We start from the raw sequence: 14,800 nt of genomic DNA on the forward strand, positions 1-14,800 counted from the left end.
ACGGGACTCAACGAAGCGAAGCCAGGCATGACTATCGACAGGCCCGACGCGATCGAGCGATTGCTGCGCGAGACCGGTCCGGCGTGGCCGCAGGACATACGCGCGGCCGGCGACCGCGTCAAGGCTGTGTACCTGCCCCTGCTCATGGCGGCGCCCAGCGACGGCTATGTAGTGATCCGCGATCTGCCCTATGGCGCCCATCCGCGGCAGGTGCTCGATGTCTACCGGCCGCATGGCGCGCGGCGTGCGCCCGTGGTGATGTTTGTCCATGGCGGCGCCTTCGTGCGCGGCAGCAAGGACATCAATGCGGCGATGTACGGCAACGTGCTCGCGTGGTTCGCGCGGCAGGGCTGCGTGGGCATCAATGTGGAGTACCGGCTTGCGCCCGAGGCAGCGCATCCGGAAGGTGCCCGCGACGTGGGCATGGCCTGCGAGTGGGTCGCACGCCACGCGGCTGAACATGGCGGCGACGCCGATACCGTCTGCCTCGTCGGGCACTCGGCAGGCGGCACCCATGCGGCGAGCTACGCATGCGACCCCGCGCTCGGCTTCATGGGCCGGCACCTGCGCTGCCTGGTGCTGGTGTCGGCGCGCCTGCGGGCGGACACGCTGCCGGAAAATCCGAACGCGGCCGGCGTTCGCGCGTACTTTGGCGACGACATGACAACCTACGCGCACCAGTCACCGATGGCGCATGCGCACCGGCTCGAACTACCCACCTTCATCGTCCATGCCCAGTACGAAAACCCACTGCTGGATGTTTATGCAACCGAGTTTGCGTGGCGCATGGCCAAGGCAAGGCGCATCGCGCCGCGGCACCTGAGCCTGGCCGGGCACAACCACGTGTCGGTCATGGCCCACTTCAACAGCGGCGAACAGTTGCTTGGCGAACAGATCCTCGATTTCTTCGAGGCGGCGAGCCGCTGATGCGCACAAGCGGCGGTGGCTGTTGATCAACCAGGTTCTGCTGCGGCCGCTGGCAGGGGAGGAGGGGACAAAGCGAGCGCTGCTTCACGCCCGAGCTTCTTCACTGCCGGCAGTTTGCGGCTGAGCGAGTGCCTCCATGAGCCGGGTGACGAGGCGCTCTGCCATCGCCGCGTCAGGGTGTATCAGGTCCTCGGACGAATACGCAACACCGTTCCAGCTTGCGTGCGTGCACCTCAGGTCGGCGGCAAGTTTCCTGATGTCGTCGTTCGCCCGGAGCCAACTGTACGCACAGGGCAACTCGCGGTGCGTGACGCCTGTGAACATGACACGGCGGCCCTCGGCCATCGCGTGCTTCGCCATGCGGCGCAGGTACGGCACCGGGTCGCGACCCGCGGAGAGGTCGTTCGTGCCGTGTTGAAGGATGACGGTCCCCATCGTGCGCAGGTCGTAGGCGAAGCGGCGCCATGCGTTGGCGGCCGAGTCTCCGGACTGAGACAGGTCGTTGACCGCGATGCCCGCAGCCTGCAGGCGCTGCGCGATTCCGTTCGCCATGATGCTGTCGCCGTAAAGGGCGACGCCCGGCACGAGGAAGCCATTCGGCGTGGCCGAGGGCATCAGGAAGGCACGTATCAGATCGAAAGGGGGCACCTGCATCACCTCTTGCAGGCCACGATGTAAGGACGGTTGTCGTTGCCCTTGGTCGCGTGGCTTTCATTGGCAAGAACGTCGAAGCCCGCAGCAGTCATGTGCTGGCTCAGTTCTGTTGCGCTGAAGACAGTCGGCCGACAACACCTAACTGCTCGCCGGCATCGGCCACGACCCGTTCGCTCAAGGACTTAGACAAGTACGACTGCAGTTTCCGTCGCTCCCAACGCGACACGAAGCCCGTAATTTGCCGGGAGCGACAGGATCTCGGTTTTTTCCGTAGCAAGCTGGCTCGAAGCAACGCGGGAGATTTCGGCTTTGAGGATTGAGGCGGTGTTTGGCATGAACACATTGTGCCGCTCCAATTGCAGCGCTGATGCCGGGCCTGCAAGCCTGAGTATGAAGAGCGACAGCGATCGGCATCGAGGCGGTTCCCTGAGCGGCTTTTTTCTCCCTGGCCTCTACCAGCGCCGAACCGCTGTCGAGAGGTAATGTGCGTGACCCAAGTGGAGTCAGAGTGAAGTTCTTTCAGGAGTTCTGTGAAACGATACTTGCCATCTTGTTTCGCGCAACTCCTGTCCCTAAACCCTTCTGATTCAAGAAAGCCGGGATGCGCGAAAGTGCATGGCGCTTGCGCTATGCGCAGACCGTCATCAATAGTCAGACCAGCGCACTGCGCGCTCGCTCGGGCTCCGGTAGCTCAGCGAACGAGCTCTTGATGGCTCACAACTGGACCGCGCTCGATGACCGAGCGTCCGTCCACGGATTCAATTAAATCGTATGACTATCAATCGATGATCGACGATTAATAGTTCAAATCCTCAAAACTTCGCGTTGCACCAACTTGATGCAAGGCCATTCAGTTCGCATTGATTGTTATTTGAAAATAATAACAAATAACTATATTGAGAGGATTAAATGAATATGGTAAGAGTTTAATTCATTGGTATGTTTGTATTACTATTCATTGCTTTGGATTAATTGAAAATTTAAATCAATTCGACAAAATGACTCCAAAATGCGACATGACTGGTTGTGGGTCCTGGTTCGTTTATTAATATTTGTTTGCAATTCTCAATTCAAAGATGCGCGCACCAGAATGGTTCTAGCAGCCATTCAACAGATTATTTAATTGAATGGATGGGCTCATGAACACAACATATCGCTCGCTTTGGAACGCATCCCTGGGCGCCTGGGTCGCGGCGTCGGAGAACACCCGCGCTCGTGGCAAACGCAGCGGAAGCTGTGTGCCTGCATCGCGTCCATCCGGGCGCGGGCGCGCGGGCATCGTGGGCGCACTGCTGGCGATAGGGGGGATCGGGTGGTCTGCCCTGGCGCAGGCGCAGTCGGTGGATTGCACTGCGCTGCCTTACAACGCCTACAGCGGAACTGCTTCATGCATGGGTCTGAGCTCCAAGGCTTCAGGGATCGGGGCCACGGCGCTTGGCTCTCTCGCGCAAGCCCAACAACTCGGAGGGCTCGCAGTGGGGTACAACGCCCTTAGCTCGGCACAGAACTCCATCTCTCTGGGTTTTCAGGCGTATTCCAAGGGCGTCAACTCCATCTATCTGGGCGCCCGCACCGGGCCTGCCACGGGCGCACTGGCGGACGGTGCCATCGGAATTGGCACGGATGTGACCGCGACTGGCACCAATACCGTTGCCGTAGGGACCCAGGCCATCGCCAGCGGGGAAAGTGCTACTTCCTTGGGTTTCGGCGCGAATGCGGCTGCATTGCGCACCGTTGCCCTTGGCTACCAGGCAACCGCGACCGTGCTGGATGCCGTCGCGCAAGGTACCCGCGCCCAGGCCACCGCGCAGAACGCCATCGCCGTCGGCTTTCAGTCGGTCGCGTCCCAGCTCAATTCCATCTATCTCGGCTCGCGCACTGTCGCGGGAACAGGCGCCACGGCAATCGGCGCCATCGGCATCGGTACGGATGTGACGGCGTCCCAGAACAACGCCACCGCCATCGGCTTCCAGAGCCAGGCAACGGGGGGAAGCGCGTTGGCTCTCGGCCCGACCGCCGTCGCCTCGGGCACCGCCGCGATGGCCCTGGGGTCCGGCACGGTTGCAAGCGACGTCAATGCCGTTGCGCTCGGCGCTGCCGCCCAGGCCACGGCAGCCGGCGCCAGCGCCTTGGGCACTCTCTCCAACGCTGCGGGAGCGAACTCCACTGCGGTCGGTGTCAGCTCCACGGCCGGCGCCAACTTTGCGCTCGCTGGCGGTTATCTGGCCAAGGCGGCGGGCGAGAGTTCCACCGCCGTCGGCACGCGGTCCAACGCGACGGGGATCAGCTCGGCAGCCTTCGGCAACCTCGCCAATGCTTCGGCGGATTTCTCGCTGGCCATGGGCAATCAGGCCCTGTCGAGTGGTATCGGCTCGGTCGCGACGGGATCGGGAGCCAACGCAGCGGCCGACGGTACCGTGGCGGTCGGCAACAACGCTGCCGCAACCGTCACGCGCGCCACCGCGCTGGGGTTTGGCTCTGCGGCGGGCGGCCAGAACGCCACCGCGGTGGGCGCGCTCGCCAATGCGTCTGCCGCGCAGGCGATCGCGATCGGCAACAGCGCCAAGGCCTCGGCGCTCAATGCGATCGCGATGGGCACTGGCACCGTCGCCGACGCCGCGGATGCAGTCGCGATCGGCAACGGTTCTACCGCCACCGGCGGCAAAGCAGTGGCGATCGGCTCGGGCAACTTCGCCAGCGGCAATGGCGCTGTGGCGATCGGCGACCCGAACACAGCCACCGGCAACGGCGCGATCGCGAGCGGCCTGGACAACACCGCGACCGGCAATGGCTCCGTGGCCATGGGCAACACCAACATGGTCGGCGGGGGCGGCCAGGCGGTTGGCACGGCCGGCACGGCAGCGCAGGGCGCGGTCGGCATCGGTTACCAGAACACCGTGATCGGCCAGGGCAGCGTTGCCATCGGCAGCACCAGCAAAGCGCTGGCTGCGGGCGCGGTCGCGTTCGGCGACACAGCGGTGGCGAACAACGCTCGTGACGTGGCACTGGGCTCGGGCTCGGCGACGGCGACGGCGGTGGCGACCCCCAGCGCGACGATCAACGGCACCACCTACAACTTCCAGGGCATCACGCCGACGAGCACCGTCAGCGTTGGCGCGGCGGGCGCCGAGCGCACGATCACCAACGTGGCCGCCGGCAGGATTTCCGGAACCTCGACCGATGCCATCAACGGCTCGCAGCTGTTCGGCACCAACCAGGCGATCGAGAACCTCAGCACCACTGTCACTGCCAACAAGACCAAGTACTACAGCGTCAACTCTAAGGGCGGCGGCAACGAAGACAACCTCGGAGCCACAGGCGCCGACGCGATCGCATCGGGCAAGAATGCGACGGCCGTTGGAAATTCGGCGGTGGCCATCGGCCTGGGAGCCACGGCGGCAGATGCCAACAGCGTGGCGCTGGGTGCGGGCTCGGCAACGGCTGCGGCGGTGGGGACTCCCAGCACGACGATCAACGGCACGACCTACAACTTCCAGGGCATCGCGCCGGTGGGCACGGTCAGTGTCGGCACGGTGGGGGCGGAACGCACGATCACCAACGTGGCCGCCGGCAGAATCTCCGGCACCTCGACCGATGCGATCAACGGCAGCCAGCTGTTCGGCACCAACCAAGCGATCGAGAATCTCAGCACGACCGTCACCACCAACAAGACCAGGTACTACAGCGTCAACTCGAAGGGCGGCGGCAACGAAGACAACCTCGGAGCCACAGGCGTGGACGCCATCGCCTCGGGCAAGAACGCGACGGCCGCAGGCACTTCGGCAGTGGCTATCGGCCTGGGGGCCACTGCCGCGGACGCCAACAGCGTCGCGCTGGGTGCGGGCTCGGCAACGGCCGCAGCGGTGGGGACCCCCAGCACGACGATCAACGGCACGACCTACAACTTCCAGGGCATCTCGCCGATCGGCACGGTCAGTGTCGGCGCGGCGGGCGCAGAGCGCACGATCACCAACCTTGCGGCCGGCAGGATCTCCGGGAGCTCGACCGATGCCATCAACGGCTCGCAGTTGTTCGCCACGAACCAGTCGATCGCCAATCTCAGCACCACCGTCACCGCCAACAAGATCCGGTACTACAGCGTCAATTCCATCGGTGGCGGCAACGAAGACAACCTCGGCGCGACAGGTGCCGATGCCATTGCCTCGGGCAAGAATGCCAGTGCCACCGTCGACGGCTCGGTCGCAATCGGTTCAGGCTCTGTCTCCGACCGTGCGATTGCGGGCACCTCCGGCAACATCCCTGCGGGCAGCGCGCTGATCCCCTACAACACGACCGATCGCGCACTGCTGGGCGCCGTCTCGGTCGGTAGCGCCACCACCTACCGCCAGATCACCAACGTCGCCGACGGCACCCAACAGCAGGACGCTGTCACGGTGCGCCAGCTCAGTGGTGCACTGCAGTCCTTTGCCGTCACACCGATCAAGTACTTCCATGCCAACTCCACCGCGGCGGACTCGCTGGCCATTGGCACGGAGTCCGTGGCGGTCGGTCCGCAAACCGTGGTCAATGGCAACAACGGCGTGGGCATCGGCAACGGTGCAGTCGTCCAGCAAAGCGCGCCGGGCGGCATTGCGATCGGGCAGGGCGCCACCTCGCACCTGGCCGACTCCATTGCGCTGGGTACGCAGGCGTCGGCCGCTGCGGTGCAGGGGGTGGCACTGGGCGCCGGCAGCAACGTGACGCAGGCCGGCGGCGTGGCGTTGGGCGCGGGCTCCGTGGCGTCGACAGGCGCGGGCGTGGCAGGCTATGTGCCGCCCACCGCCACCGACGCGCAACGCATTGCCATCGGCGCGACCACCAGCACGCTGGCGGCCGTGTCGGTGGGCAACGCGGCCAGCGGCCAGTTCCGGCAGATCACCGGCGTGGCCGCGGGCACGGCCGACAGCGACGCGGTCAACGTCTCTCAGTTGAGGGGCGTGCAGGGCACGGTTGCAGCGATCGACCAGTCGACAGTCAAGTACGACACCAACGTGGACGGCTCGGTCAACTACAACAGCGTGACCATGGGCGGCAGCAACGCCACCGGGCCGGTCACGGTGCACAACGTGGCGCCGGGCGTGGCAGGCACCGACGCGGTCAACGTCAACCAGCTGAGCGCGGTCAACAGCAACCTGAACAACCGCATCAACGCGGTCAACGACCGCATCGACGGCGTCGAGAAGAACGCCTACGCCGGTGTTGCCGCGGCCATGGCGCTGCAGATGCCCGCGAGCTACGTTCCGGGCAAGACGGCCATGCGCATCGGCGTGGGCTCCTTCAAGGGCCAAGGAGCGGTGGGCGTCAGCTTCCGGCGCACCTCGGAAAACAACGCCTGGAGCGTCACCGGTGGCGTGGCCACCAGCCGCGCAGGGGTGGGTGCCACCGTCGGCGCGGAATGGGTCTTCAACTGATTGCGATACAGATGAACTGGACGAACTCCATCATGAACAAGTTACTTCAAGCCAAGACCTCCTTCACGGCTCACTCCACGCCGTTCGCCGCGCTGTGCTTCGTGGCACTGGTGGCCGGCGGCTGCGCCAGCCCGAGCTACACCATCACGCCGCAGATGCAGGCCAGGGCCGCGTCGGAGAACCCGACACCGCCGACGGACGATGAATTTCCCGCACTGGACTCGGCCAAGTGGCAACAGGGCTCCTTCCCGAGCCTCGAGGCCTTGCGCACCATGCGCACCGGCATGGGCAAGGATCAGGTGCGTGGGTTGCTGGGCTTCCCGCACTTCAGCGAGGGACTCGCGGGCGTGCGCGAGTGGAACTACATCTTCCACTTTCGCACGGGCGCCGGCCCTGAATACATCACCTGCCAGTACATGGTTCGCTTCAACGCGGACGTGCTGACCCACGGCATGTACTGGAAGGGAGCGGGCTGCGCGGACATGCTCAAGTCGGCGCCTGCGGCAGCGAAGTCCATCGCGACCGTTCAGCCGGCGGTTGTTCCTGCGAAGACGACGCTCGGCGCTGACGGCCTGTTTCGCTTCGATGGCCGCTCGTTGGCCGATCTGCTGCCTGAAGGGCGGCACAAACTGGACGCGCTGGCACATGACATCAGGAGCAGCGTCAGGTCGGTGAATGCGATCAAGGTGACGGGGCATACCGACCGGCTCGGCAGCAAGACCTACAACGAGGGACTTTCGCTGGCACGCGCCAATACCGTGCGCGACTACCTGGTGCAGGCCGGCGTGCCGGCGCAGACCATGCAGGTACAAGGCAAGGGCGAATCGGAGCCGAAGGTGCATTGTGCACAGACCAGGAGAGCAGAACTGATCGACTGCCTTGCTCCGAACCGCCGCGTCGACATCGAGGTGTTTGCTGAGAAATGAACTTCACCGCGGGCCATATCGAACGGACCCGCGTACCGCATCGGTATGGGGCTGACCTTGTACGGACACGTCGGAGTTGGGGCCGAGCGGTGCGGTGGCTGTCCGTCTATCGCAGCGCCTACGGTGTTGACACGGCGAGTCGCGCCGTCTTTGGTGAGCGCTCTGGCGAAGGCTTTGCTGAAGAAGAGGTCGACAATCAAGGATGAAGTCGCGAACACATTTGTGAGAAATCCGCGAACACATTTCTGAACATAGACGTTGAGTGTGGCTGTGGCAAGCTCATGCTTATTATTTTACATAATGCACATTGTGTTATTAAAACTGACAGGTCGAATGAGACCATCGATCCAATCCACACATGCTCCTTTTTTAAGTCGCACTTAAGCAGCAAGCGCCGAGGATCCCATTCGCATGATCCTCAGCAACGCACACCTGTTCGAACTCTTCAATGCGGGCCCGCAGCCCGCACCATCGACGCTGGCATTCGCGCGCTTTTGCGCGCAGTGGCTGATCCTCGTCCTTCCCGTCGTCGGTGGTGTGCTCTGGTTGCGCGGAAGCCAGCGCACGCGATTGGATCTGTTGCACGTTGCGCTGTCCGTGCTGCTCGCGCTCGGCCTCGCGCAACTGGTTGGCATGGCGTGGCCATCGCCGCGGCCGTTCGCGGTGCACATGGGTCACCAGTTCCTGGCGCACGTGGACGACCCGGGCCTGCCGAGCGATCACGTCACGCTGATATGGGCTGTCGCGCTGGCAACGCTCGCTTCGGCACGCGGATCGTGGCTCGTGTTCCCGCTACTGGCGATCGGCCTCGTGGTCGGCTGGGCCCGGGTCTACCTGGGCGTGCACTTTCCTTTCGACATCGCCGCCGCGCTGCCGGTGGCGGCGCTCGGTGCCGCCGCGGCGTGGGGCCTGCGCGGCCGGCTCGGAAAATGGATGGCGGCGCTTTTGAAGCGCTACGATGCCTGCGAGAGCGCCGCCCTCCACTTCCTGCACCGCAACTGAAGGCACCGTCCATCCATGCGTCTGTTGCTCGTCGAAGACGATCCCATGATCGGCAAGGCCGTTCGCCAGGGCCTGCTCAACGCCGGCTTCACCGTGGATTGGGCCCATGACGGCGCGGCCGCCGAGCTGGCGTTGCGCAACGGCGTGTACGACCTGGCGATCCTGGACCTTGGCTTGCCCGTCAAAGATGGCATGGCACTGCTCGGCAGCGTGCGGCGCGGCGGCAACCATCTGCCGGTGCTGATCGCGACCGCGCGCGACGCCGTCTCGGCCCGCATCGCCGGACTCAACGCCGGCGCCGACGACTACCTGGTCAAGCCCTTCGACATGGACGAGCTGGTGGCACGCGTGCGTGCGCTGCTGCGCCGGCATGCCGGCAGCGGTTCTTCCTTGCTGACCACGGGCGATCTGGTGCTGGACCCGCTGCGCAAGACGGTCACCCAGGGCGGGCAACCCGTCGCGCTGTCGGCGCGCGAGTTCGCCCTGCTCGAAACACTGATGCAGCGGCCCGGCGCGGTGCTCTCGCGCGAGAAACTGGAGGAATCGATGTACGGCTGGGGCGAAGAAATCGGCAGCAATGCGATCGAGGTGCACCTGCACTACCTGCGCAAGAAGCTCGGCTCCGCCGTCATCGTCAATGTGCGCGGTGTCGGCTACCGCGTCGCGGACTGATCTTGCGCTCGCTGCGACGCGGACTGCTGCAATGGACGCTCGGCGCCCTGGCGTTCGGCTCGATCGTGCTCGTGCTCGTGGCCTATGTCTTCGTGCTCGACGAAATGAACGAAGTGCTGGACGACAACCTGCGCGAAGTGGCCGCGGCAGTCGGGCGCTATCACGCCGAAGGCCAGGCCTTCCCGGCGATTTCGCAGGCCACGCAGCCGCGCATGCGCGCTCCGGACCAGTCGGACCTGGTCACGCGCGTATGGCGCCGAGACGGCCAACCCGTCAGCGTTCCGGACAGCGCCTTCGCGTTCCAGTTTCGTCCCGAGGCTGGCGCCCGCCGAGCGACCCTTGACGGTGTCGAATGGCGCACCTGCACCGTCATCGAAGGCGACTTCGTGGTGCTGGCTGCGCAACGCACTGCCGCCCGGCAGGAAATGGCGGTGGAAGCTGCCTCCAAGCTGCTGCTCCCGTTGCTTGTGCTGGCGCTGATGATTGCGGGCTTGCTGGTGTTGGCGCTGCGCCGCGGCCTGCATCCGCTGCACGAGGCCACCGCGCAGATCGCGCAGCGCAACGCGCTCACGCTGGAGCCGATCGAGGGCGCCGAGATGCCGCGCGAGCTGCAGCCGCTGGTCGGCGCATTCAACGGCTTGATGGACCGCCTGGCCGCCGCGTTCGCCTTGCAACAGCGGTTCGTCGCCGACGCGGCGCACGAGCTGCGCTCGCCCGTCACCGCCTTGCGCCTGCAGATCGGCCTGCTGGAGCACACACACGACGCCCAGAGCCGCGCGGCCGCATTCCACGATGCACGCGAGGGCATCGACCGGCTGCAGCGCATGGTCGAGCAACTGCTGCAACTCTCGCGTGCCGAACCCGGCGGCGACGACGACATCGGCATGCAGCAGGTCGATCTCGATCAACTGGTTCGCGACACGGTGTCGGAGCATGCGGCCGCCGCCTCGCTCAGAAAGATCGATCTGGGCGCAGCCGCCGCATCGAAGACCTCGGTGCTGGCAGACCCTTACGAGCTGCAAGTGCTGCTGAACAATCTGGTGCGCAACGCGCTGCACTATTCGCCCGGCGGCAGCAAGGTCGACGTGAGCACGGCCATCGTCGACGGCGCCCCCGTTCTGCTCGTGACCGACAACGGCCCCGGCATTCCGCACGCGGAACGCGCACGCGCGTTCGATCGCTTCTTTCGCGGCGAAGGCCTGCATGTGCGCGAAGGCGATCCGGCCGGCAGTGGCCTGGGGCTGGCCATCGTCAGATCGATTGCCGAGCGCCACGGCGCGACGGTGTCCTTGCATGACGGTCCGCAGCACACCGGGCTGGAAGTGCGGGTGCGGTTCGGCGCGCCCACCAGGCACGACCGCAGCGCCGCCAAACCCGAATAGCCGCCGCGTCAGCGAAGCTCTTTCCGGGGACCTGACGAGCGGGATGCGCCCACCACTGCAACCAGTCCCGGCACCAGGATCAAGGCCCAGATGATCACTTCGAGGTGGTCTTTCACCACCGGAAGGTTGCCGAAGAAGTAGCCAGCCGAGCACAGCGCCACGACCCACAGAATGCCACCCATGACATTGAAGGCGCTGAACCTGCTCCGGCTCATCTGCGCGACCCCGGCCACGAACGGCACGAAGGTCCGGATGAACGGCATGAACCGGGCCAGAACGATGGTCACCCCACCGTAGCGTTCATAGAACGCATGCGCGCGGTCGAAGGCTTCGCGATTGAACCATCGCGAGCGTTCTCCCCGCAGCACCTTCGGCCCGAAATATCGCCCCAGCGCGAAGTTGCACTGGTCGCCCGCAATCGCAGCCGCCAACAGAACCGGCACTGCAACTGCGTAGGACATGAGCCCGGCGCCGCACAGCGCACCGACGATGAAGAGCAGCGAATCGCCCGGAAGAAAAGGCGTCACGACCAGCCCGGTCTCGGCAAAGACAATCACGAAGACAAGCGCGTAAACCCACAGCCCATACGCGGCAACGAATGCCTCGAGGTGTTTGTCGATGTGAAGTCCGAAGTCGATGACAAGACTGAAGATGTCCATGGAAACCCGTTGTTGGAGCCGCGCAAACAAGGCGCACGCGAGGCTAGGCGAAGGGAGGGTCGGCCGTGATTCCTGAAAAATTTGCAGGATCGTATCTAACCCGTTGATTTTTCAGGCGAATTTGATCTTGTAATCGATCGGTTCCACGGCCCTCGAAAGATCCAGCGTGTAGTCCCCGAAGCGGTTGATGTGGCTGGTCCGATACGGCGACAACGCCTTCAAAACCGGCTCGCCCACCGGATACCCCTGGCCTTGGAGCTCTTTCAGCTTGCGCGACATCCACTGGACGTTGTGCAAAATCACCATGTTGGCCACGAGCTGGCTGTATTTGATGACCTTGCGCTGCTCGTGGCGAATGTTCTCGGCAATCACCCCTTCCCCGCCGAAAAAAAGCCACTTCACGAAGTTGTTGAATTCTTCGCTCTTGTTGGTGGCGGCGTGAATCGACTGTCGCAGCTCGATGTCGCTGATGTAGTCGAGCAGGAACAAGGTGCGAATCACGCGCCCCAGTTCCCGGAACGCGAAATAGAGCTTGTTCTTGTGACTGAAGGTGCCGAGCCGCCGCAGGATCATCGACGGTGTGATCTTCCCGAGCTTGATCGACACCGCCACACGCAACATGTCACGATAGTGCAGCTTGATCAGATCCCAGTCGATCGAGCCGCGGAACAGGCTTTGAATGTGCTTGTACTGGGCGCCCGGCTCGGCCTTGAAAAACACCAGTTCCTTGATGTTGCGCATGCGCGGCATCAACTTGATCCCCAGCAGATGCGACAAGCCGAAGACCGGCGCGCTCTGCGCCTGGGTGTCGCCGTGCAGCGTGTCGGGCTGGATGTCGGATTCGTTCTTGACCAGCCCATCGAGGATGTACACCGCTTCGTAGACGCCGCAGGGAATGAAATGGCTGAACAGCGCGATGTACATGTCCGACACGTGGTAGTACCCGATGCCTCCGTAGCCGCCATAGCGCAGGTGGTACTCGGACAGCAGGTTCTGCTCATAGACGTTCCACTTCGTGCCGTCTGCCGACGCGCTCTTGCCGGTGCCCCAGTACTGGGGCAGCGAGAAACGGCTGTAGGCATTGACCACCTTGAAGATCGCCTTGTCCAGGCGCTCCTCCGTTACATGGTGGAGATTGAGCCAGGCCACCTGCTTACGAGACAGGCCCTTGACCGATAGCGCGGTCTGGGTCGGCCCGAGGTTGCAGCCATAGCAAAACAGCGTCGTCAGGAAGCGCTTGCGTGGATCGTCGACCTTGCTTTCGAAGCCGGACAGCGGGCCGAAAAGCTTGTGCAGGTCCAGCCAGCGTTCCGTCTCGGTCAGAACATCCAGGATGCTGGCCGTCGCCATCGAGTTGGTGATCGCCTGGTCGACCTCAGGCAAGCCTTCGGGCGGCGGGGCCCGCTCGCTGCGGCGTAGCAGCAGTCCGGACTCGGTCATTGCCACATGCTCGTTGTCCGGGAATCGGGCATCAACTTCGCGCGCGAGATTGGCGAGCTGCTGCTTGTGTTGCATGACAAATTCGTCGGCATCGGCCGGCAGGCCCACCATCTCGCTGTACTCGCCGATCTCGGTGTCGAACTCCTCCCAGTCCACCAGGTGGTCGCGGTAGTCGTCGTACTGGTCGCTGTTCTGCACGTAGAGGTCGCCGGACTTCAGCTCGTCCATCACGTGCGTCAAGATGCACAGCTCCAGGTACTTGCGATGGACAAGTCCCGAATCAGCGTCCTGGCCCTGGCCTCTGATCAGCGCATGCCACTTTCGGTCCGTCAGCCAGGTCAACTCCAGCGGGAGCGCACCGCTGTCGGCCGGGACGTATTCCTTGTGACTGGAGCGGAACTGTGCGATCCAGTCGATGGCACGCAGCAACGCGTCATCCGGCGACGAGGACTTCAGTGACATGGCGTCAAGGCACTGAAACAGCAGCGATCGTTTGGCGCGGTAGGGCTGCTGCATGAACGGGTAATAGTTGTTGCCCGCATAGGCCATGTGCTCGTCGCAGCGCTCGATCCACGCGGCCGGCTCGTCGTCCAGCAGTTTGCGCATTCGGCTGACGCGCTGCGGATCGGTCCCGTCGTCTTCGAAGGCCGTCAACACTTCGCGGAACTGAGCGATTAGCGCCTCGCCTTGCGCCACGTGCTCCAGCTGGTATTGCTTGAGGCGTTCGCGCGCGACGTTGTGCATGTTGCGCACGGACCGGATGAAGATGTCGGCGATGTCGTCGACGGCCTTCTGCAGTTGCGCCTGGATCAGCAGTACGGCCAAGGCGTAGCGCTTGACCGGCTTGAGCGCCTGCATCTCGCGCACGTTGAGCGCACGGGCCTCGAGAACGAACTGGGTTCGCTTGGACACCGAGACGTCGGCAATGACTGGCAGGCCAGCGGCCAGCATTCGCAGCGCCTGGATGTGCGTGAGGAAGCTGGTCACCTCGCGCACACTCGGCTGCTTGGGCTCGCGCTTGAGCTGGTCCCATTGGCTTCGACCCTTCTGCGTTCGAAACATCTGGTCGATCTGGGTCTGCTGAGCGGTCGTCAAGGCTGCGGAGATCCGTCGGCAGATCTCATCGTTCACCTTCACCCGCGCGCGGCTCGCCAGGCGAGACAGCGTGACGAAGCCCGGTAGCTCGTACCGATGGTGGACCAGTTCTTCGAGCAGGACATTGATGATGTCGGGCAGCTCCTGCTTGGTTTGCGCGGCCTTGATGGCCTCGCCTTCGAGCCAACCCGGCGCTGCGGCTTCCAGCAGCCGCAGCCCGACGAATTCGCGCAGCCGTCGCTGGTGCGACGGCTTGCTGCCGGACAGGTCGTAGCGGTGCAGTGTTTCTGCGTCGAACGGCCGAACTTTGTAGCTCCCGCAGATGTGTTTGACGATCGCGTCGGGCACGGTGGCTACAGCGACGAAATTGCCCAGCCGCTGCAGCGTTTTCAGCTGGATGGCCATCAGAGCCTGGACCGTTGCCCGGCTGTATGCATCGGCGATGAAGCGACGCTCTACTTCTGTCGGCGTGAATGCCGAGATCAGATCTTCCTCGCTGATCTCCGTCTTCAAACGAGGGTAAGCGGTGTCGTTGATGCCACTCATGCGCGAAGTTGGTCGAGTCGGTGAGTCAAAGATCCGCTGCCAAACCAAGTCAGCCAGCGGGTCGCCGAGGCCTACATGCAGCGCAT

At 64.0% G+C, this 14,800-nt stretch carries 9 protein-coding genes; 6 read left to right on the forward strand and 3 right to left on the reverse strand.

What is annotated here, in order from left to right:
* The first annotated feature begins 27 nt into the window (after positions 1 to 27).
* Positions 28 to 927 carry an alpha/beta hydrolase gene (locus H7F35_RS29355; RefSeq protein WP_187110022.1) on the forward strand — a complete coding sequence of 300 codons (900 nt, stop codon included), beginning with the start codon at positions 28 to 30 and terminating at the stop codon, positions 925 to 927.
* Positions 928 to 1,011: 84 nt separating this feature from the next.
* Here the strand turns inward: H7F35_RS29355 and H7F35_RS29360 are convergent, their stop codons facing one another.
* Complete coding sequence (locus tag H7F35_RS29360; RefSeq protein ID WP_187110023.1) at positions 1,012 to 1,584, reverse strand: SGNH/GDSL hydrolase family protein; 573 nt, start codon at positions 1,582 to 1,584, stop codon at positions 1,012 to 1,014.
* 1,136 nt (positions 1,585 to 2,720) lie between these two features.
* Here H7F35_RS29360 and H7F35_RS29365 point away from each other — a divergent pair.
* From H7F35_RS29365 to H7F35_RS29385, 5 genes are all read left to right on the forward strand, one after another.
* The gene (locus H7F35_RS29365; protein ID WP_187110024.1) at positions 2,721 to 6,992 is read left to right on the forward strand and encodes an ESPR-type extended signal peptide-containing protein; all 4,272 of its coding nucleotides are present in this window, start codon (positions 2,721 to 2,723) and stop codon (positions 6,990 to 6,992) included.
* Positions 6,993 to 7,024: 32 nt separating this feature from the next.
* Positions 7,025 to 7,918 (forward strand): OmpA family protein, encoded by an 894-nt coding sequence (locus H7F35_RS29370; RefSeq protein ID WP_261803404.1) that lies wholly within the window; start codon positions 7,025 to 7,027, stop codon positions 7,916 to 7,918.
* A gap of 411 nt (positions 7,919 to 8,329) precedes the next feature.
* Positions 8,330 to 8,920: an undecaprenyl-diphosphatase gene (locus tag H7F35_RS29375; RefSeq protein WP_187110026.1), complete on the forward strand. Its 591-nt coding sequence runs from the start codon at positions 8,330 to 8,332 to the stop codon at positions 8,918 to 8,920.
* A 15-nt stretch (positions 8,921 to 8,935) separates the two neighbouring features.
* On the forward strand, positions 8,936 to 9,592 hold the full coding sequence (locus H7F35_RS29380) for a response regulator (RefSeq protein ID WP_187110027.1): 657 nt from the start codon (positions 8,936 to 8,938) through the stop codon (positions 9,590 to 9,592).
* Between the two features lie 2 nt (positions 9,593 to 9,594).
* The gene (locus H7F35_RS29385) at positions 9,595 to 10,974 is read left to right on the forward strand and encodes a sensor histidine kinase (protein WP_187110028.1); all 1,380 of its coding nucleotides are present in this window, start codon (positions 9,595 to 9,597) and stop codon (positions 10,972 to 10,974) included.
* Between the two features lie 8 nt (positions 10,975 to 10,982).
* On the opposite strand, the gene H7F35_RS29390 is transcribed toward H7F35_RS29385, so the two are convergent.
* Positions 10,983 to 11,633, reverse strand: coding sequence for a DedA family protein (locus H7F35_RS29390; protein ID WP_187110029.1), 651 nt, complete (start codon positions 11,631 to 11,633; stop codon positions 10,983 to 10,985).
* A gap of 111 nt (positions 11,634 to 11,744) precedes the next feature.
* Positions 11,745 to 14,714: a Tn3 family transposase gene (locus tag H7F35_RS29395; RefSeq protein ID WP_187110030.1), complete on the reverse strand. Its 2,970-nt coding sequence runs from the start codon at positions 14,712 to 14,714 to the stop codon at positions 11,745 to 11,747.
* Positions 14,715 to 14,800: the final 86 nt, after the last annotated feature.

It is taken from the genome of Variovorax sp. PAMC26660 (genome assembly GCF_014302995.1).
In the GTDB taxonomy this organism is placed as follows: Bacteria; Pseudomonadota; Gammaproteobacteria; order Burkholderiales; family Burkholderiaceae_C; genus Variovorax.